19 protein-coding genes are annotated in these 19,528 nt (G+C 69.1%); 16 read left to right on the forward strand and 3 right to left on the reverse strand.

Features of this window, described 5'->3' with window-relative positions; genetic code table 11:
* The first annotated feature begins 46 nt into the window (after positions 1-46).
* From JOY88_RS22960 to JOY88_RS23020, 13 genes are all read left to right on the forward strand, one after another.
* Entirely contained in the window at positions 47-988 is a 942-nt protein-coding gene (locus JOY88_RS22960; protein WP_293505071.1) for a PfkB family carbohydrate kinase, read from the forward strand.
* A gap of 74 nt (positions 989-1,062) precedes the next feature.
* Positions 1,063-1,866 carry an enoyl-CoA hydratase-related protein gene (locus tag JOY88_RS22965; RefSeq protein WP_293505072.1) on the forward strand — a complete coding sequence of 268 codons (804 nt, stop codon included), beginning with the start codon at positions 1,063-1,065 and terminating at the stop codon, positions 1,864-1,866.
* On the forward strand, positions 1,866-2,294 hold the full coding sequence (gene paaI / locus JOY88_RS22970; protein WP_293505074.1) for a hydroxyphenylacetyl-CoA thioesterase PaaI: 429 nt from the start codon (positions 1,866-1,868) through the stop codon (positions 2,292-2,294). The genes JOY88_RS22965 and paaI overlap by 1 nt, the downstream gene beginning before the upstream one ends.
* On the forward strand, positions 2,291-3,589 hold the full coding sequence (paaK, locus tag JOY88_RS22975; RefSeq protein WP_293505075.1) for a phenylacetate--CoA ligase PaaK: 1,299 nt from the start codon (positions 2,291-2,293) through the stop codon (positions 3,587-3,589). Before paaI ends, paaK begins: the two co-directional genes overlap by 4 nt.
* Before the next feature lie 10 nt (positions 3,590-3,599).
* Positions 3,600-4,604, forward strand: a complete 1,005-nt coding sequence (gene paaA / locus JOY88_RS22980) for a 1,2-phenylacetyl-CoA epoxidase subunit PaaA (RefSeq protein ID WP_293505076.1) — start codon at positions 3,600-3,602, stop codon at positions 4,602-4,604.
* 11 nt (positions 4,605-4,615) lie between these two features.
* The gene (paaB, locus tag JOY88_RS22985) at positions 4,616-4,909 is read left to right on the forward strand and encodes a 1,2-phenylacetyl-CoA epoxidase subunit PaaB (protein ID WP_293505078.1); all 294 of its coding nucleotides are present in this window, start codon (positions 4,616-4,618) and stop codon (positions 4,907-4,909) included.
* Positions 4,909-5,673, forward strand: coding sequence for a 1,2-phenylacetyl-CoA epoxidase subunit PaaC (gene paaC, locus JOY88_RS22990; RefSeq protein WP_293505080.1), 765 nt, complete (start codon positions 4,909-4,911; stop codon positions 5,671-5,673). The genes paaB and paaC overlap by 1 nt, the downstream gene beginning before the upstream one ends.
* On the forward strand, positions 5,667-6,137 hold the full coding sequence (paaD, locus tag JOY88_RS22995; RefSeq protein WP_524539253.1) for a 1,2-phenylacetyl-CoA epoxidase subunit PaaD: 471 nt from the start codon (positions 5,667-5,669) through the stop codon (positions 6,135-6,137). Before paaC ends, paaD begins: the two co-directional genes overlap by 7 nt.
* 7 nt (positions 6,138-6,144) lie before the next feature.
* Positions 6,145-7,209: a 1,2-phenylacetyl-CoA epoxidase subunit PaaE gene (paaE, locus tag JOY88_RS23000; RefSeq protein WP_293505083.1), complete on the forward strand. Its 1,065-nt coding sequence runs from the start codon at positions 6,145-6,147 to the stop codon at positions 7,207-7,209.
* Positions 7,209-7,826: a TetR/AcrR family transcriptional regulator gene (locus JOY88_RS23005; protein ID WP_293505084.1), complete on the forward strand. Its 618-nt coding sequence runs from the start codon at positions 7,209-7,211 to the stop codon at positions 7,824-7,826. Before paaE ends, JOY88_RS23005 begins: the two co-directional genes overlap by 1 nt.
* A 21-nt stretch (positions 7,827-7,847) precedes the next feature.
* On the forward strand, positions 7,848-8,996 hold the full coding sequence (locus tag JOY88_RS23010; RefSeq protein WP_293505085.1) for an ABC transporter substrate-binding protein: 1,149 nt from the start codon (positions 7,848-7,850) through the stop codon (positions 8,994-8,996).
* A 95-nt stretch (positions 8,997-9,091) separates the two neighbouring features.
* Positions 9,092-11,140, forward strand: coding sequence for a phenylacetic acid degradation bifunctional protein PaaZ (gene paaZ / locus JOY88_RS23015; RefSeq protein WP_293505087.1), 2,049 nt, complete (start codon positions 9,092-9,094; stop codon positions 11,138-11,140).
* Positions 11,140-11,466, forward strand: a complete 327-nt coding sequence (locus JOY88_RS23020) for an MmcQ/YjbR family DNA-binding protein (RefSeq protein WP_293505089.1) — start codon at positions 11,140-11,142, stop codon at positions 11,464-11,466. The genes paaZ and JOY88_RS23020 overlap by 1 nt, the downstream gene beginning before the upstream one ends.
* Here the strand turns inward: JOY88_RS23020 and JOY88_RS23025 are convergent.
* Positions 11,456-12,181, reverse strand: a complete 726-nt coding sequence (locus JOY88_RS23025) for a C40 family peptidase (protein ID WP_367269837.1) — start codon at positions 12,179-12,181, stop codon at positions 11,456-11,458. The genes JOY88_RS23020 and JOY88_RS23025 overlap by 11 nt on opposite strands.
* 237 nt (positions 12,182-12,418) lie before the next feature.
* Here JOY88_RS23025 and JOY88_RS23030 point away from each other — a divergent pair, with 237 nt between their 5' ends.
* Positions 12,419-14,311: a propionate--CoA ligase gene (locus JOY88_RS23030; protein WP_293505091.1), complete on the forward strand. Its 1,893-nt coding sequence runs from the start codon at positions 12,419-12,421 to the stop codon at positions 14,309-14,311.
* A 65-nt stretch (positions 14,312-14,376) separates the two neighbouring features.
* Complete coding sequence (locus tag JOY88_RS23035) at positions 14,377-16,350, forward strand: M3 family metallopeptidase (RefSeq protein WP_293505093.1); 1,974 nt, start codon at positions 14,377-14,379, stop codon at positions 16,348-16,350.
* A 9-nt stretch (positions 16,351-16,359) separates the two neighbouring features.
* Here JOY88_RS23035 and JOY88_RS23040 read toward each other — a convergent pair whose 3' ends face one another.
* Both JOY88_RS23040 and argH read right to left on the reverse strand, forming a co-directional pair.
* On the reverse strand, positions 16,360-16,833 hold the full coding sequence (locus tag JOY88_RS23040) for a hemerythrin domain-containing protein (RefSeq protein ID WP_293505095.1): 474 nt from the start codon (positions 16,831-16,833) through the stop codon (positions 16,360-16,362).
* A 45-nt stretch (positions 16,834-16,878) separates the two neighbouring features.
* Positions 16,879-18,276, reverse strand: a complete 1,398-nt coding sequence (gene argH, locus JOY88_RS23045) for an argininosuccinate lyase (RefSeq protein WP_293505097.1) — start codon at positions 18,274-18,276, stop codon at positions 16,879-16,881.
* An 88-nt stretch (positions 18,277-18,364) separates the two neighbouring features.
* Here argH and JOY88_RS23050 point away from each other — a divergent pair, with 88 nt between their 5' ends.
* Entirely contained in the window at positions 18,365-19,501 is a 1,137-nt protein-coding gene (locus JOY88_RS23050) for a sensor histidine kinase (RefSeq protein ID WP_293505098.1), read from the forward strand.
* The last annotated feature ends 27 nt before the right edge of the window (positions 19,502-19,528 follow it).

Genomic DNA, 19,528 nt, shown 5'->3' on the forward strand with positions numbered 1-19,528 from the left:
GCCCGGGGCTTGCAGCGGGACGGCGGGCGCGCTTGAATCGGTGGCGATGTCCGAAATTCTGCATCCCGACCTGCCGCATTTCGTTGCGTTCGGCGAGGCGCTGACCGATCTGGTCCGCATCGCGCCGGACCGCTGGCGCAGCAGCAGCGGCGGCTCGCCGTGGAACGTGGCCGTCGCGATGTCGACGCTGGGCCGGCTGAGCGCCTTCGGCGGCGCGATCAGCCAAGATGTCTTCGGCGCCGATATCTGGCAGTCCAGCCAGGATGCGCACCTGGACATGCGCTTCATCCAGCAGCTGCCGCGGCCGCCGCTGCTGGCCGTCGTGCACGAGCTGGACCCGCCGCGCTACTTCTTCATCGGCCAGGACAGCGCCGACCTGCATTTCCGCCCCGAGGGCCTGCCGACGGGCTGGGCGCGTTCGCTGCGCTGGGCTCATTTCGGCAGCCTGGGCCTGGCGCGGGAGCCGCTGGCGGGGCGGCTGCTGGCGCTGGCCGAGGCGTTGAAGAACGAGGGCCGGATGATCAGCTACGACCCCAATTTCCGCGCGCCGGCCATGGATTCGCGCTACGACGACACGCTGGCGCGCATGTGCCGGCTGGCCGACGTCATCAAGGTGTCCGACGAGGACTTGCGCGGCCTGTTCCGCGTGCCCGACCACCGCTCCGGCCTGGCCCAGATCGCCGCCTGGAACCCCGGCGCCTGGCTGCTGCTGACGTGCGGCGAGGCGCGGGCGACGCTGTACCACGGCGTGGAGGAGTGCAGCGGCCTGCCGCCGCGGGTCGATGTCGTCGACACGGTGGGTGCCGGCGACTCGGCCCTCGCGGGCTTGCTGGACAGCTTGATGCGCGATGCCGGCGCGCCGGCCGAGCAGCATCTGCGCTGGGCGTTGGCGGCCGGGGCGGCGGCATGCACGGCGCCCGGGTTTGCGCCGCCGCGGCCGGACTTCGTCGCGGCGCTGGCGGAAGACATCGAGGTCAGTAAAAACTAGGGTTTTCCCTTGTTTCACTTGATCCAGATCAAGCGGACTCCTAGGATTAACCGACCGGTCGGTAGAGAAATTCCATGTCCGAACACCTGATCCAGATTGAACAGCATGGCGCGGTGCGCCTGCTGCGCCTGAACCGCCCCGAGGCGCTGAACGCGTTGACGACTGGCCTGCTGGGCCACCTGCGCCAGATGCTGGAAGCGGCGGCCGAGGACGGCGCCACGCGCTGCGTGCTGATGACCGGCGCCGGCCGTGCCTTCAGCGCCGGCCAGGACCTGTCCGACCCGCATGTGGCGCCCAGCCGCGACCCGGGCACCCCGCCCAAGGACATCGGCCACCTGCTGGAGCACTACTACATCCCGCTGGCGTTGCGTCTGCGCAGCATGCCCATCCCCGTTGTCGCGGCCGTCAATGGCGTGGCGGCTGGCGCCGGCGCCAGCCTCGCGCTGGGTTGCGACCTGGTCGTGGCCGGCGAGAGCGCCAGCTTCATCCAGGCCTTTTCCAAGATCGGCCTGATTCCCGACTGTGGCGGCACCTGGCTGCTGCCGCGCCTGGTGGGGCGCGCCAAGGCGCTGGAGATGGCGCTGCTGGGCGACAGGCTCAAGGCCGCGGACGCCGCGGCGCTGGGCCTCATCGCCCGCGTCGTGCCCGACGCCGAGCTGCCCGACACCGCGATGGCGCTGGCGCAGAAGCTGGCCGCCATGCCCACCCGCGCGCTGGCCGAGACGCGCCGTGCGATGGACGAGGCGCTGAAGCTGGACTTCGAGGAGGCGTTGAAGCGCGAGGCGGGGCTGCAGAGCCAGCTCGGCTTCGCGGACGACTACCTCGAGGGCGCCGCCGCCTTTCTCGACAAGCGCAAGCCCGAGTTCAAGGACCGCTGATGGACCCGCAAGCCATTGCCGACAAGGTCCGCGACGTGATGTTCGCGGACGACGCCGCCAGCCGCATGCTGGGGTTGCAGATCGCCGAGATCGCGCCCGGCCGCGCGGTGCTGACGATGGCCGTGCGGCCCGACATGCTGAACGGCTTTGCCATCTGCCATGGCGGCCTGATCGCGACGCTGGCGGATTCGGCCTTCGCCTTTGCCTGCAACAGCCGCAACGCGCTGACGGTGGCCTCGGGCTTCGGCATAGACATCCTGAAGAGCGCCCGGTTGAATGACGTGCTGACGGCGACGGCGGAGGAGACATCGCTGGCCGGCCGCACGGGTCTGTACGACATCACGGTGAAGAACCAGAACGGCGAACTGGTCGCGATGTTCCGCGGCCGCTCCTACCGTCTCGCCGAACGCAAGGTATTCGAGTCATGACAGTCAAATCCCCCCGCCCCGGCGACCTGGACCGCATGGAGACCGCCAGTCGCGACGAACTGCAGGCGCTGCAGCTCGAGCGCCTGCGCTGGAGCCTGCAGCATGCCTACGACAACGTGCCGCATTACAAGGCCAGGTTCGACGAGAAGGGCGTGCACCCGTCGGACCTGAAGACGCTCGCCGACCTGGCCAGGTTCCCGTTCACGACCAAGCACGACCTGCGCGCGAACTACCCCTTCGGCATGTTCGCGATGCCTCGCGAGAGGCTGGCCCGCATCCACGCGTCGTCCGGCACCACGGGCAAGCCCACGGTCGTCGGCTACACGCTGAAGGACATCGACAACTGGGCCAACCTCGTCGCGCGCTCCATCCGCGCCGCCGGGGGCCGCGCCGGCGACCTGGTGCACGTGGCTTATGGCTATGGCCTGTTCACCGGCGGCCTGGGCGCGCACTACGGTGCGGAGCGGCTGGGCTGCACCGTCATTCCCATGAGCGGCGGCCAGACCGAGAAGCAGGTGCAGCTGATTACGGACTTCAAGCCCGACATCATCATGGTAACGCCCAGCTATATGCAGGTGCTGGTGGAGGAGTTCGCCCGCCAGGGGCTGGACGCGCGCGAGTCGTCGCTGAAGGTGGGTATCTTCGGTGCCGAGCCCTGGACCGAGGCGATGCGCAAGGAGATCGAGGCCAGCGCCGGCATCGACGCGGTGGACATCTACGGCCTGTCCGAGGTGATGGGCCCGGGCGTGGCCAGCGAATGCGTCGAGAGCAAGGACGGCCCCGCCATCTGGGAAGACCATTTCTATCCCGAGATCATCGACCCCGACACCGGCGAGGTACTGCCGGACGGGTCCGAGGGTGAACTGGTCTTCACGTCGCTGACCAAGGAGGCCATGCCCGTCATCCGCTACCGCACGCGCGACCTGACGCGCCTCTTGCCGCCTACGTCACGCAGCATGCGCCGCATGGGCAAGATTGTCGGCCGCAGTGACGACATGCTCATCATCCGCGGCGTCAACCTGTTTCCGACCCAGGTCGAGGAGCTGGTGCTGCAGGAGAAGGGCCTGGGCGGCCAGTACCAGCTGGTCGTCACGCGCAACGGCCATCTGGACGAGCTGCTGATCCGCTGCGAGCTGGCGCTGGGCGCGACCGACGACGGCATCGCCCGCCGCCTGGCCGATCGCATCAAGAACCTCATCGGCGTCACGGCAACCATCCACGTCGAGCCGAACAACTCCATCGAGCGCACGCTGGTCGGCAAGGCCCGTCGCGTGGTGGACCAACGCAAGAAGTAAGGAGCCTGCCATGTATACGCAAGCGATGGACCTGATGGCCCGCGAAGCCAAGCCCAAGGTCGTCAAGAGCGCCGAGGAGCTGGCCCGCGAGGAAGCGTTTGAAGCCCGGATTACCGCCGGCGACTTCATCGAGGCCAAGGACTGGATGCCCGACCACTACCGCAAGACGCTGGTGCGGCAGATCAGCCAGCATGCGCACAGCGAGATCGTCGGCATGCTGCCCGAGGGCAACTGGATCACGCGCGCGCCGACGCTCAAGCGCAAGGCCATCCTGCTGGCCAAGGTGCAAGACGAGGGCGGCCACGGCCTCTACCTCTACGCCGCGGCCGAGACGCTGGGCACCAGCCGCGACGAGATGACCGAGGCACTGCTGTCGGGCAAGGCCAAGTACAGCTCCATCTTCAACTACCCCACGCTGACCTGGGCCGACATCGGCGTCATCGGCTGGCTGGTGGACGGCGCGGCCATCATGAACCAGGTGCCGCTGTGCCGCTGCTCCTACGCCCCGTATGCGCGGGCCATGATCCGCGTCTGCCGCGAGGAGAGCTTCCATCAGCGCCAGGGCTACGAGAGTCTGCTGACGATGATGACGCACGGCACCGAGCAGCAGAAGGCCATGGTGCAGGACGCCGTGAACCGCTGGTGGTGGCCGTCGCTGATGATGTTCGGCCCGGCGGACAAGGACTCGCCCAACTCCGAGCAGAGCATGCGCTGGGGCATCAAGCGCGTCACCAACGACCAGCTGCGTCAGAAGTTCGTCGACGCGACCATCCCGCAGGCCGACATTCTTGGCGTCACCGTGCCGGACCCGGCGCTGAAGTGGAACGCCGAGCGCGACAGCTATGACTTCGGCGACATCGACTGGGCCGAGTTCTGGCGCGTGGTGGGCGGCGAAGGCCCCTGCAACCGTGAGCGCCTCGCGGCTCGCAACAAGGCCTGGGACGACGGCGCCTGGGTGCGCGACGCGGCCCTGGCCCATGCGCGCAAGCAAGCTACCAAGGCGCAGGCCGCCTGAAGGATCACGACATGAGCAACATGCAAAACGAATGGCCGCTGTGGGAGGTCTTCGTCCGCAGCAAGGCGGGCCTGGACCACAAGCATTGCGGCAGCCTGCACGCGGCCGACTCGGCCATGGCAGTTCAGATGGCGCGCGACGTCTACACGCGCCGCCAGGAAGGCACCAGCATCTGGGTCGTGCGCTCCGAGCAGATTGTCGCCAGCGACCCGGCCGAGAAGGGCAGCCTGTTCGAGCCGGCCGACGACAAGGTCTACCGCCACCCCACCTTCTACGAGCTCCCCGAAGAGCTCAACCACATGTGATGGACTCCAAGCTCAACTACGTGCTGCAGCTGGCGGACACGTGCCTGATCCACAGCCAGCGGCTTTCCGAATGGGCCGGCCATGCGCCGGTGCTGGAGGAAGACCTGGCCCTGTCCAACATCGCGCTGGACCTGCTCGGCCAGGCCCGCGCGCTGCTGACGCACGCCGGCCAGATCGAAGGCGCGGGCCGTGACGAAGACCGGCTCGCCTTCCTGCGCGAGGAGCGCGACTACCGCAACATCGTGCTCGTCGAGCTGCCCAACGCGGCGGCCAGCCCCAGCGATGGGGGCGGCGGGCGCGACTTCGCGCTGACCATGCTGCGCAACGCGGCGGTGTCCATCTGGCTGGAACTGCTGTACGAGCGCCTGCAGGCCAGCGGTGACGCGGAGCTGGCCGGCATCGCCGCCAAGTCGCTGAAGGAGGTGCGCTACCACCGCCAGCACAGCTGCGACTGGGTGGTGCGCCTGGGCGACGGCACGGGCGAATCGCAGGCGCGCATGCAGGCCGCGCTGGGCGTGCTCTGGCCCTACTTCAACGAGTTGTTCGCCGCCGGGGGCGTGGACGGCGTCGGCCCGGCCTGGAGCGAGCTGGAGCCCGAGTGGCGCGCCCGCTGGGCCGCGCTGATGCAGGAGGCCACGCTGACGCCGCCGCGCGACAGCGCGATGCAGTCGCGCGGCATCGACGGCATCCACAGCGAGCACATGGGCCACATGCTGGGCACGATGCAGTTCCTGCAGCGCACCTATCCCGGAGGCGTGTGGTGAACCTTGCCGCCGCTCGCGAGCGCCTCGCCGCCGTGCCCGATCCTGAGATCCCTGCGGTGACGCTGGTGGATCTCGGCATCGTGCGCGACCTGCGCGAGACGCCGGGCGGCGTCGAGGTCGTGCTGACGCCCACCTACAGCGGTTGCCCGGCCACCGAGCTGATTGCCGACGACGTGCGAGCGGCGCTGGCCGAGTTCGGCGAGGTGGTCGTCACGATGCAGCGCACGCCGGCCTGGACGACGGACTGGATCACGCCGGAGGGCCGCGAGAAGCTGCAGCAGTACGGCATCGTGCCGCCGCAGTGCAGCGCCGAGCAGGCCATCCGCCTGGTGCCGAAGCTGCGCTGCCCGCGCTGCGACGGCGGCCGCACCGAGCAACTGTCGCGCTTCGGCTCGACCGCCTGCAAGTCCACCTGGCGCTGCATAGCCTGCGGCGAACCCTTCGAATACTTCAAGCCGATCTGATCCGACGATGGCACTGCATTTCCACCCCTTGCGCGTGACCTCCGTCGAGCGCGACACCGACGACGCGATGGTCGTCGGCTTCGAGGCGCCCGCCGAAGCTTCCTTCGCCTTCGAGCCCGGTCAGTACCTGACGCTGCGCACTCGCGTCGGCGGCCAGGAGCTGCGCCGCAGCTACTCCATTTGCTCGGACAGCCGCCTGCAGGTCGGCATACGCCGCGTCGACGGAGGCGCGTTCTCGACCTGGGTGCACGAGCAGCTCAGGGCCGGTGACGTCATCGAGTCCTATCCGCCGCAGGGCCGCTTCGTGCTGCCGGCGGCCAACGGCGAGGGCCGCCATGTGCTGCTGATCGCCGGCGGCTCGGGCATCACGCCCATCATCGCCATCCTCACCGCGCTGCTGGAGCGCGAGCCCGGTTCGCGTGCGACGCTGATCTATTCGAACCGCCGTACCGCGTCGACGATGTTCAAGGAGGAGCTCGAGGACCTGAAGAACCGCTTCATGACGCGGCTGTCGCTGCATCTGATCTTCAGCCGCGAGGCGGTGGATGCACCGCTGTACGGCGGCCGCCTGGACGCCGGCAAGCTCAGCGCCTTCCTGGCCGGACCCGTGCCGGCAGCCAGCGTGGACGAGGCCTTCGTCTGCGGCCCGTTCGAGATGAATGACCAGGCCGAGGCCGCGCTGCGCGGCGCGGGGGTGCCAGCAGAGCGCATCCACATCGAGCGCTTCGGCACGCCGGAGACGCTGAGCGGCCGGCCCGTGCCTCACGAGGTCAAGCCCGGCGACGCGCCGCAGGCGCGCGTGACGGTCATCCGCGATGGCCTGTCGCGCGAGATCGAGTTCCATTCCAGCGACCCCAGCCTGCTCGACGCCGCTGCGCGCGAAGGCATGGACGTGCCGTTCTCTTGCAAGAGCGGCGTCTGCTCCACCTGCCGCTGCAAGCTCGTCGAGGGCGAGGTGCGCATGGACAAGAACTTCGCGCTGGACAAGGACGAGGTCGCCGCCGGCTTCATCCTGAGCTGCCAGGCGCATCCGCTGACCGAGCGCGTGGTCATCTCCTTCGACGAGCGCTGATGGCCAGAAAACGTGCCCCCGGCTTCGAAGCCCAGCGCGAGGACATCCTGGCCGCCGCTGCACGCCTGTTTGCCGAACAGGGCTTCAGCGCCACGTCCATGAACCAGGTTGCCGAGGCCTGTGGCGTTGCCAAGCCCACGCTGTACCACTATTTCCAGGACAAGCAGGACCTGCTCGCGCAGATCTGCGACACCCACGTGCATGCGCTGCTGATCCTGGTGGACGAGGTCAAGGCGCTGCAGTTGTCGCCCGACGCCCAGCTGCGCGCCCTCATCGAGCGCTTCACCCGCTCCTATGCCGACGCCCAGGCCCAGCACCGCGTGCTGACCAGCGAGATCAAGTTCCTGGCCGATGCCGAGCGCGAACGCCTGCTGGACGTGGAGCGCCGCGTGGTCGGCGAGTTCGCGGCCGCGGTCTGTCGCGTGCGCCCCGAGCTGCGCGAGGCCAAGTTGCACAAGCCCTTGACCATGCTGCTCTTTGGCATGATCAACTGGACGTTCACCTGGCTGCGTCCCGACGGCGAGCTGTCGCACGAGGCGCTGGCGGCCCTGGTAAGCGACCTGTTCTTCGGCGGTCTCGGCGCGGTGCAACTGCGCCAGCCCGCCCTCATCCAATAACCCAACGAGGAGACGACCCCCATGAAGCAATTCAAGCAACTCGCCCTGGCCCTGGCCGCGATGTTGAGCCTGTCGGCGCAGGCCGACATCAACGTCGGCGTCACGCTGTCGGCCACCGGTCCGGCCGCCTCGCTGGGCATTCCGGAGAAGAACACCGTCGCGCTGATGCCGACGACCATCGCCGGCCAGAAGGTCAACTACATCGTGCTGGACGACGCCTCCGACACGACCACCGCCGTCGCCAACACACGCAAGTTCATCACCGAGAACAAGGTCGACATCGTCATCGGCTCCACTGTCACGCCCAACTCGCTGGCGATGATCGACGCGGTGGCCGAGTCCGGCACGCCCATGATCTCCATGGCCGCCTCGGCCCGCATCGTCGAGCCCATGGACGCGAAGAAGCGCTGGGTCTTCAAGACGCCGCAGAACGACATCATGATGGCCCTGGCCATCGTGACCCACATGGTCGACAACGGCATCAAGACGGCGGGCTTCATCGGCTTCGCCGATGCCTACGGCGAGGGCTGGTGGGGCGAGTTCAACAAGATCGCCGCGACCAAGCACCTCAACATCGTCGCCAGCGAGCGCTACAACCGCACCGACACCTCCGTCACCGGCCAGGTGCTCAAGCTGGTCGCCGCCAAGCCCGATGCCATCCTGATCGCAGGCTCGGGCACGCCCGCCGCGCTGCCGCAGAAGGCGCTGAAGGAGCGCGGCTACACCGGCAAGATCTACCAGACCCATGGCGTCGCCAACAACGACTTCTTGCGCGTGGGGGGCAAGGACGTGGAGGGCACGCTGCTGCCGTCCGGCCCGGTGCTCGTCGCGTCGCAACTGCCGGCGGACCATCCGGTGCGCAAGAGCGCGATGGACTACATCGCCAGGTACGAGGCCGCCAACGGCAAGGGCAGCGTGTCCACCTTCGGCGGCCATGCCTGGGACGCCGGCCAGCTGCTCGCCGCAGCCGCGCCCGAAGCGCTGAAGAAGGGCGGCCAGCCCGGCACGCCGGCCTTCCGCGCCGCGCTGCGCGACGCGCTGGAGAGCGTGAAGAACGTGGCTGGCGCGCATGGCGTTTTCAACATGTCCGCACAGGACCACCTCGGCCTGGACCAGCGCGCCCGCGTGATGGTGCAGATCGAGAAGGGCGCCTGGAAATTGATCAAGTAAGAGCGTCGCCGCGGCCACAGGCCGCGGCGCAGGCGCGGGCACCCCTCCCGGTTGCCCGCTAACGGCCCGCGCCGCCGCGGGCCAGAGGATTTGAGATGGCAGTTCCCACACTTCAGAGCTACATCGCCGGCCGCTGGGTCGGTGAGCGCGCAGCCAAGCCGCTGGCGAGCGCGATCAACGGCCGCGTCGTCGCGCACACGCACGAGGAGGGCCTGGACTTCGCCGAGGCCATGGCCTATGCGCGTGGCACGGCCCTGCCGGGCCTGCTGCGCACGCATTTCCAGGACCGCGCGCGCGTGCTGAAGGCACTGGCGAACTACCTGATGGAACGCAAGGAAGTCCTGTACGCGATCAGCGCTCATACCGGTGCGACGCGCAGCGACTCCTGGATAGACATCGAGGGCGGCATCGGCACGCTGTTCGCGTACGCCTCCATAGGCGGCAAGGACCTGCCCAGCAGCAACGTGCTGCACGAAGGCCCGCCCATGCGGCTGGGTGCCAACAACCACTTCATCGGCAGCCATGTGCTGGTGCCCAAGCGCGGCGTCGCGCTGCACATCAACGCATTCAACTTCCCGATGTGGGGCATGCTGGAGAAGTTCGCGCCCAGCTTCCTGGCCGGCATGCCCTGCCTGGTCAAGCCCGCCACGGCGACGAGCTATGTCGCCGAGGCCTGCGTGCGTCTCATCGTCGAGTCCGGCCTGGTGCCGGCGGGCGCGCTGCAGCTCATCGTGGGCGGCACGGGCGACCTGTTCGAGCGTCTGGATGAAGCCGACGTCGTCACCTTCACCGGCAGCGCCGACACGGCGCTGATGCTGAAGGCCCACCCCAACCTGTTGAAGAAGAGCATCCCCTTCAACGCCGAGGCGGATAGCCTGAACTGCGCCATCCTCGCGCCCGACGTGACGCCGGACGATCCGGAGTTCGATCTCTTCATCAAGGAAGTGGCCCGCGAGATGACGGCCAAGGCCGGCCAGAAGTGCACGGCCATCCGCCGCACGCTGGTGCCGCGCCACCTGACCGATGCGGTCGCGACGGCGCTGAAGACGCGCCTGTCCAAGACGGTGGTGGGCGACCCCGCCATCGACGGCGTGCGCATGGGGGCTCTCGCCAGCAAGGCCCAGCAGGCCGACGTGGCCGAGCGGGTCGCGCAGCTCGCGCAGAACTGCGAGCTGCTGCTGTCCGAGCGCGATGGTTTCGCGCCCAAGGGCGATGGCGTGTCCGAAGGTGCCTTCTTCGCGCCCACGCTGCTGCTGGCGCGTGACTCCGCCGCCAGCGACGCGCATCACCTGGAGGCCTTCGGCCCGGTGACGACGCTGATGCCCTATGGCGACTTTGAAGAGGCGCTGCACCTGGCCACGCTGGGCCGCGGCAGCCTAGTCGGTACCGTCTGCACGAAGACGCCGGCCTTGGCCGCGCAAGCCGTGCCCACGTTCGCGGCCTGGCATGGCCGCATGCTGGTGCTGGACCGCGAGGCGGCGCTGGAGAACACCGGCCACGGCTCGCCGCTGCCCAAGCTCAAGCACGGCGGCCCCGGCCGCGCGGGCGGTGGCGAGGAACTGGGCGGCCTGCGCGCGGTCAAGCACTACCTTCAGCGCTGTGCCGTGCAGGGCTCGCCGACGATGATGTCTGCCGTCACCGGCGAGTACCAGCGCGGTGGCGCGGTCACCGAAAGCGAGGTTCATCCCTTCCGCCGTTACTTCGAGGACGTCGAGGTGGGCATGAGCCTGCTGACGCACCGTCGCACTGTGGGCGAGGCCGACATCGTCGCCTTCGGCGGCCTGTCGGGCGACTACTTCTACATGCACTTCGACGAGGTCGCGGCCAAGGCTTCGCCCTTCGGCCAGCGCATCGCGCATGGCTACTTCGTGCTGTCGGCCGCGGCCGGCCTGTTCGTCAGCCCGGCCCCGGGCCCGGTGCTGGCCAACTACGGCCTGGAGAACCTGCGTTTCGTGACGCCGGTCGCCATCGGCGACACCATCCAGGCGCGGCTGACCGCCAAGCGCAAGATCGACCGTCCGCCGCGCGACGACCAGCCTGCCCAAGGCGTCATCGGCTGGGACGTGGCTGTGACCAACCAGCGTGGCGAGCTGTGTGCGAGCTACGAGATCCTGACGCTCGTCGCCAAGCGAGTGGCCGGCTGATGGACGCCGGCAAGGCCCGCGAACTTGCGCTGGCCTTGCCGGGTGCGGTGGAGAAGCCACATCACGAGCTGACGTCCTTCCGCATGCCCGGTGCCAAGGGGCGTATCTTCGCCACCATGACGCACGATGGCGCCGAGCTGCGCGTCTTCATCAGGGACGAGGCTGCGCGCGACGCGTGGATCGCCAGAGGGGCTGGCGTCGTCGAGCCGCTGTTCTGGGGGGGCCGGCGTCGCGGAGTCAAGCTGCTGCTGGCCAAGGCCAGGCCGACCTGGGTCGGGGAACTGCTCGCGCAGTCCTGGCGCGAGAACGGCGGGGTCAGTGAGTGACCGGCGCCTCGGCCGCGGCCTTCAGATCGGCGCGGCGCGCGCCGGTGAAGCGCTTGGCCCAGTAGGAATCACGCATGTCCTCCACGCGCACGGCGCTGCCGCTGCGCGGCGCGTGGATGAACTTGCCCTCGCCGACGTAGATGCCCACGTGGCTGAAGGTGCGCCGCATCGTGTTGAAGAACACCAGGTCGCCGGGCTTGAGCTCCTCGCGGCGGATCGCGGCCAGGCTGCTGTCCTTGGCCTGCTCGTCGGCGCGGCGCGGCAGCACCAGGCCCACGCTCATCTCGAAGATGTGGCGCGTGAAACCGCTGCAGTCGAAGCCGTTCTCCACCGAATTGCCGCCCAGCTTGTAGCGCACGCCGAGGAAGTTCATCGCCGACAGCACCAGGTCGGAGGCGGTGTCGCGCACGCTGGCCAGCAGCCGGGATGACCCGCTGGGCTCGGCGCCGCCGTTCAGCAGGCCGCGCTCACTGAGGAAGCGGCTGACGGCGTCCTGCGCGGGCGCGGGTTTGGTGGCCGGGGAGGGTTGGGTGGCAGTCCTGTCCGCGGAGGCCTGCTGCTGCTGCTGCAGGCTCTGGCCGTAGGCGCCCGTCATTGTGCCCGGTGGCGGAGCCGTCGCGGCATGGGCCACGCCCTGCGCATGCGCGGCGCAGCCGGCTGCCAGCAGGCAGGCGGAGGCGAGGCGCTTCAGCAGGGTGGCGGGGGCCAGGGACATGCGGGAAAGGAACCGGGATCAGGGGCGGACCGCGGGCGGTCGCGATAGCGGGGACGGGACAGCGGCGCGGAGGTTAGAGAGGCCACCCGGCACCGTCAATCAAAGCGGACGTAAGGCCCGCCATTCTCAGGGCAAACCCCGGCAAAGCCGGGTGAATACTCAGTAGTAACCCTGTATTTTGGCACGGATGCCCCGGGGTCAGACTGACGTCAGTGCCTGCTGCGCACACTCACCGGCATGACGCAGACCTACGCCGACTTCCACCGGCGCTCGCTGAGCGAGCGCGATGCCTTCTGGGCCGAGCAGGCCCGTCGAATCGATTGGCAGACCCCGCCACGGCAGATCTGCGACACCAGCCGCCCGCCGTTCGCGAGCTGGTTCGTAGGCGGCACGACCAACCTCTGCCACAACGCCGTGGACCGCCACGCCGTGGCGCGGCCGCAGGACGCCGCGCTGATCTGGGTGTCCACCGAGGTCGGCCAGGACAGGGTCTACAGCTTTGCGCAGCTGCAGGCCGAGGTGGAGACCATGGCCGCCATCCTGCTGGCCCAGGGCGTGGGGCAGGGCGACCGGGTGCTGATCTACATGCCCATGATCCCCGAGGCGGCCTTCGCGATGCTGGCCTGCGCCCGCATAGGCGCCATCCACTCGGTGGTTTTCGGCGGGTTTGCGTCGTTGAGCCTGGCCAGCCGCATCGATGACGCCAGCCCGAAGCTCATCGTCAGCGCCGACGCGGGCAGCCGCGGTGGCAAGGTCGTGCCCTACAAGCCGCTGCTGGACGAGGCCATCGCGCTGGCCGCCCACAAGCCGGCCCGGGTGCTGATGGTCGACCGCGGCCTGGCCGCGTTCACGCCGGTCCAGGGGCGTGACCTGGACTACGCGGCCCAGCGCAGCCAGCATGCCGGTGCCCGCGTGCCGGTGGCCTGGCTGGAGTCCAACAGCATCAGCTACACGCTCTACACGAGCGGCACCACCGGCAAGCCCAAAGGGGTGCAGCGCGACGTGGGCGGCTACGCGGTGGCGCTGGCCACCAGCATGGACTACATCTTCGGCGGCAAGCCCGGCGAGACCTATTTCTCCACCAGCGACATCGGCTGGGTCGTGGGTCACAGCTACATCATCTACGGGCCGCTGATCGCCGGCATGGCCACGCTGATGTACGAGGGCCTGCCGGTGAACCCCGACGCCGCCATCTGGTGGCGCCTGGTCGAGAAGTACAAGGTCACCGTGATGTTCAGCGCGCCTACCGCGGTGCGCGTGCTGAAGAAGCACGACCCGGCCCTGCTGCGGCGTCACGACCTGTCATCCCTGCGTGCGCTGTTCCTGGCCGGCGAGCCGCTGGACGAGCCCACCGGTCGCTGGATCGCCGAGGCGCTGGGCGTGCCCATCATCGACAACTACTGGCAGACCGAGACCGGCTGGCCGCTGCTGACGGTGGCCAACCACATCCCCGGCGTGCCCTCCGTGCCCACTCGCCTGGGCTCGCCGGGGCTGCCGATGTACGGCTACGACGTCAAGCTGCTCGACGAGCAGACCGGCGATCCGCTGACCGAGCCCAACCAGAAGGGCGTGCTGGCCATCGAGTACCCGCTGCCGCCGGGCTGCCTGCAGACGGTCTGGGGCGACGACGAGCGCTTCGTGCGCACCTACTGGAGCAGCGTGCCGGGCCGGCAGGTCTACTCCACCTTCGACTGGGGCCTGCGGGACGAGGACGGCTATACCTTCATCCTCGGTCGCACCGACGACGTCATCAACGTGGCCGGCCATCGCCTGGGTACGCGCGAGATCGAGGAGAGCATTTCCAGCCATGCCGCCGTGGCCGAGGTAGCGGTGGTGGGCGTGGCGGATCCGCTCAAGGGCCAGGTGGCCATCGCCTTTACGGTGCTGCGCGATCCCGCCCAGGCGTCGCTGGCGCTGGAAGGCGAGATCATGAAGCATGTCGACGGGCAGCTCGGCGCCGTGGCGCGGCCGGCGCGGGTGCACTTCGTGGGCCAGCTGCCCAAGACGCGCTCGGGCAAGCTGCTGCGTCGCGCGCTGCAGGCCGTGGCCGAAGGCCGCGACCCTGGCGACCTGACGACGCTGGACGATCCGGGCGCGCTGGCCCAGGTGAAAACCCTGCTGCAGAAATAGCGGCGTGCCGAACGGCTGAACGCGGCCGCTCCCAGAGAATCGCGCCCTTCCCACATGGAGACGCGATGAAACCCGTCCTGACCGCCCTCGCCGCATGGGCGCTGACCGCCGTTGCCGCCCAGGCTCAGCCCAGGCTGCCGGCGCCGAACTTCCCGAGCTTCGGTGTCGTTGCCGACGTGCAGGCCCGCTGCGACGACGGCCTCAAGGGCGCCAGGCAGCGGGTGGCCGCGCTCGAGAAGCGCAAGGTCGATGCCGGCTGGTTGGCCGCCTATGACGACCTGACGGTCTACCTGGAGGACCACCAGGCCCCCAACGACTTCATCCTGAATGTCCATGCGGACAAGGCCATCCGCGACGCTGCGCAGGCCTGCTCGCTGCGATGGGCCGACTTCGGCTCCAGCCTGGGCCAGAACGAGAAGCTCTACCGCGCGTTGCAGAAGGCACCCAGGAAGGACGCCACGGACGCCGAGCTCGTGCGGCTGGCCTCGGGCCAGTTCGAGGACAGCGGCGTGGCCCTGCCGGTGGCGAAGCGCGCTCGCGCCAAGCAGATCCTGGACAAGCTGACCGAGCTGGACCAGCAGTTCAGCAAGAACATCCGCGACGCCGGCACCCGCGTCGCCTTCACCGAGGTCGAACTCAAGGGTGTGCCCGAGAGCGTGTGGGCCCAGGCCAAGCGTGACGACCAGGGCCGCATCCTGCTGGGCGTCGACTACCCGAGCTACGTGCCTGTCATGCGCAGCGCCGAGAGCGGCGAGGCGCGCCAGCGCATGTGGCTGGCCAAGACCAACGAGGGCGGCCAGGCCAACCTCGACCTGCTGGCCCAGATCGTCGCGCTGCGTGGCGAGTACGCCGGACTCTTCGGCTTCGACAACTATGTCGACTTCAACCTGCGCCGCCGCATGGCCAGGGACGGCGCGACGGCCACGCGCTTCCTCGACACCGTGACCGGCGCCGTCAACGAGCGCGAGAAGACCGAGCTGCAGGAGTTGCGGGCTGCCAAGGCCCTGCACCTGGGCGTGCCGCCGGAGCAGACCCGGGTCGAGCGTTGGGACGCGACCTTCTACAGCGAGCGCGTGAAGCTGCAGAAGTTCAGCGTCGACCAGAGCGCCTTCCGCCCCTACTTCCCGCCCCAGGCCAGCCTGGAGTTCGCGCTGCGCGTCGTCGAGAAGATGATGGGCGTGAAGTACCAGCGCGTGGACAACAAGCTCTGGCACGATGAGGCCCAGACCTATGTGGTCAGCGACGCGGTCTCGGGCAAGTCCATCGCACAGCTGTACGTGGACCTCTACCCGCGCGACGGCAAGTACAACCACGCCGCCGTCTGGCCGCTGCGCGGCAGCGCCACGCGCATCGCCCGCGCACCCGCGGCCGCGCTGGTCGTCAACTTCGACCGCAACGGCCTGACGCTGGACGAGATGGAGACCCTGCTGCACGAGCTGGGCCATGCGGTGCACGTGAACCAGTCCAGCACCCGCTATGCGGCGACCGCCGGTACGGCGGTCATGCTCGACTTTGTCGAGGCGCCATCGCAGATGCTGGAGGACTGGGTCTACGACAAGCGGGTGCTCAAGCTGATGCAGGAGGTCTGCCCGAGCTGCAAGCCCGTGCCGGACGCGATGGTGGAGCAGGCCAAGGCCGCCAAGCAGTATGGCAAGGGCAGCCTGTTCGGCCGCCAGCACCTGTTCGCGAGCTACGACATCGCGCTGCACCAGCAGGCCAAACCGCAGCCCATGCCGCTGTGGGCCAGGATGGAGGGCGCGACGCCGCTGGGCCATGTGCCCGGCACGATGTTCCCCGCCGGCTTCGCCCACATCGCGGGCGGCTATGGCGCCGGCTACTACGGCTACCTGTGGAGCCTGGTCGTCGCGATGGACCTGCGCACGGCCTTTGCGGCCGACAAGCTGGACGCCGATGTCGGCAGGCGCTACCGCGACCTCGTGCTGGGCCAGGGCGCGCAGAAGCCCGCGCCGCAGCTGGTCAAGGACTTCCTCGGCCGCGAGTCCAACTCGCAGGCCTTCTTCGAGTACCTGAGGAAGTAGGGCGCGGGATCAGCCGCAGCTGCCCGAGCCGCAGCTGTGGCCAGCACCGGCGGCCACAGCTTCGCGGCATTCGCCCGTCGCCGGGTCGAAGCCGCGCTGCTCCATCGTGAAGACCAGCGCCGCGTCCATCATCTCGGCATGTTGCGGGAACCAGCCCGCGAGCTCCGTGCGCAGGATGTTCAGCGGCTCGCGGTCGTTCAGCTCGGTCGCGTAGCGCAGCGCCTCGCGCATCACGTTCAGCACCATCGCATGCTGGCTGGCATGGCAGTTCTGCGGCTCGAAGCCGCAGCGCGCCATCCAGTCCTCCTCCATCGCGAAATGGGCCTCGGTATGAGCCAGCAGCGCGTGGTAGTCGGGCAGGGCGTCGCCACCGCCGTCCAGCGCTGCGCCGAAGGCGTTCAGCAGTTCGACGAACTCCTGGTGGGTCGTGTCCAGCGTGGGCTGGTTCAAGACCAGCTTGTCGGTCCAGGCAAGGGTAGTCATTCGGCGGATGCTAGGCGTGAGGTCTAGCTGCGTCGTTGCGCCAGCTCAAGCCAGGCGCGCGCGGTGGCGGGCCACCTGGGTGCGCACCTGGGCCGGCGCCGTGCCGCCCAGCACGTTGCGGGCGTTCAGCGAGCCTTCCAGCGAAAGCACGTCGAACACGTCAGCCTCTATGCGTGCGTCGAAGGTCTTGAGCTGCTCCAGCGTCAGCGCGGCCAGGTCCACGCCCTGCTGGGTCGCGGTCTTCACCGCATGGGCGACCACCTCGTGCGCGTCGCGGAAGGGCAGGCCCTTCTTGACGAGGTAGTCGGCCAGGTCGGTGGCGGTGGCATGGCCCTTCAGCGCCGCGGCGCGCATGGCCTCGGGCTTGACGGTCAGGCCGGCCAGCATGTCGGCAAAGATGCGCAGGGTGTCCTTCAAGGTGTCCACCGTGTCGAACAAGGGCTCCTTGTCCTCCTGGTTGTCCTTGTTGTAGGCCAGCGGCTGGCCCTTCATCAGCGTGACCAGTCCGACGAGGTGGCCGACGACGCGGCCCGTCTTGCCGCGCGCCAGTTCCGGCACGTCGGGATTCTTCTTCTGCGGCATGATCGACGAGCCCGTGCAGAAGGCATCTGGCAGCGCGATGAAGCCGAAGTTCTGGCTCATCCATAGGATCAGTTCCTCGGACAGCCGCGAGACGTGCAGCATGACCAGCGCGGCGGCCGACGAGAACTCGATCGCGAAGTCGCGGTCGCTGACGGCGTCCAGGCTGTTCTGGCACACGCCCTCCATGCCCAGCGTCGTCGCGACGCGCTCACGGTCCAGCGGGTAGCTGGTGCCGGCCAGCGCCGCGGCGCCCAGCGGCAGGCGGTTGACGCGCTTGCGGGTGTCCAGCATGCGCTCGGCGTCGCGCGCGAACATCTCCACATAGGCCAGCATGTGGTGGCCGAAGCTGACCGGCTGGGCCACCTGCAGGTGGGTGAAGCCGGGCAGGATGACGTCGGCATGCCGGTCTGCCTGCTCGACCATGACGCGCTGCAGCTGCGACAGCAGGCCGCCGATCTCGTCGATCTCGCCGCGCAGCCACAGCCGCACGTCAGTGGCGACCTGGTCGTTGCGGCTGCGGCCCGTGTGCAGACGCTTGCCGGCGATGCCCACGCGCTCGGTCAGGCGCGCCTCGATGTTGAGGTGCACATCCTCCAGGTCCAGCTTCCACTCGAACTGGCCAGCCTCGATCTCGGCGGCGATCTCGCCCAGGCCGCGCTGGATGGCTGCATGATCCTCGGCGCTCAGGATGCCCTGTGCCGCCAGCATCTCCGCATGTGCCAGGCTGCCCGTGATGTCGGCTCGCCAGAGACGCTGGTCGAAGCCCACGCTGGCCGTATAGCGCTTGACCAGGTCACTCATGGGCTCGGAGAACAAGGCGGACCAGGCTTGGGATTTGTTGGCGAGTTGGTTGTCTGACATGGGCTGCGTGGGGAAATCAGCGCGCAAAATGCGCCGCAGCCCGGGATTATCGAACGTCAAGATCAATCCGCCCCCCGCGACCCCTGCCATGCTCCTATTCAAGCGCCGCGCCGAACCGCGCCACAGCGTCTGGCATGAGTCGATGCAGCTCAGCCAGTGGCTGGGCTCTGCGCCCCACGAGCTGCCGGAGCCGCCCGAGCTGGGCAAGGCCCCGCTGCTGGACTCGACGCGGGCCTTCGACGTCTGCCACGTAGGCTTGGTGCTGCGCGCGGTGCTGGGCGTGCAGTTGCTGCTGGGCCTGGGCGCCGCCCTCGTCGCCCGTGACGCGGCGCAATGGCTGACGCTGACGGCCAACGGTACCGTCGTCACCATGTTCGCCGTTCTGTCGTGGCTGCTGGCCGTCTGCGCGGCCAAGCGGCTGTGGCCGCGCCTGCCAGAGCTGGCCCAGTGGTTGGGGCTGATGGCGCTGGGGTCCGCCGGTGCGTTGCTGGGCTTCGGCTTGCTGAGCTTCACGGGCGACGAGCCCGCCAGCGGCTGGCGCATCGCCAGCGTCGCCGCCTGCGGTGCCAGCGGCGCGGCCGGGCTGCTGGCCTGGCTCAAGCAGCGCGAGCACACGCAGCGCCCGGCTGACGCGCTGGCCCAGCTCGTCGAGTTGCAGTCGCGCATCCGGCCCCATTTCTTGTTCAACACGCTGAACAGCGCCATCGCCCTCGTTCAGGTGGACCCGGCCCGCGCCGAGAGCGTGCTGGAGGACCTGGCCGAGCTGTTCCGCGTCGCGCTGGCCGATGCCAGCGCCTCGGTCACGCTGGCGGAGGAGGTGGAGTTGGCGCGCCGTTACCTAGCCATCGAGCAGATCCGCTTCGGCAAGCGACTGCGCATCGCCTGGCATCTGGACCCCGGGGCCGGCGCTGCCCGCGTGCCGCCGCTGCTGCTGCAGCCGCTGGTGGAGAACGCGGTGAAGCACGGCGCGCTGCGCCGCCCGGACCGCGCGGGGCACGTGGTCGTGCGCGCCTCGTCGGAGCCGGATGGGACGCTGACCTGCGTCGTCGAGGACAACGGGCCGGGGGTGCCCGACGCCGACGTGCGCGACGGCGCTTTCGGGCTGCACGCCGTGCGCCGCCGCCTGGAGCTGGAGGCACCGGGCGCGTCGCTTCGCCTCGAGTCGTCGCCCGAGGGCACGCGCTCCATCGTGCGCATCCCCTCCACGCGCCGTCCGGGAGCCTGAGGCATGGCCAGCGCCCCCTTGCGCGCG

The sequence above is a fragment of the Roseateles sp. genome, from assembly GCF_019237615.1.
GTDB lineage: Bacteria > Pseudomonadota > Gammaproteobacteria > Burkholderiales > Burkholderiaceae_C > Pelomonas.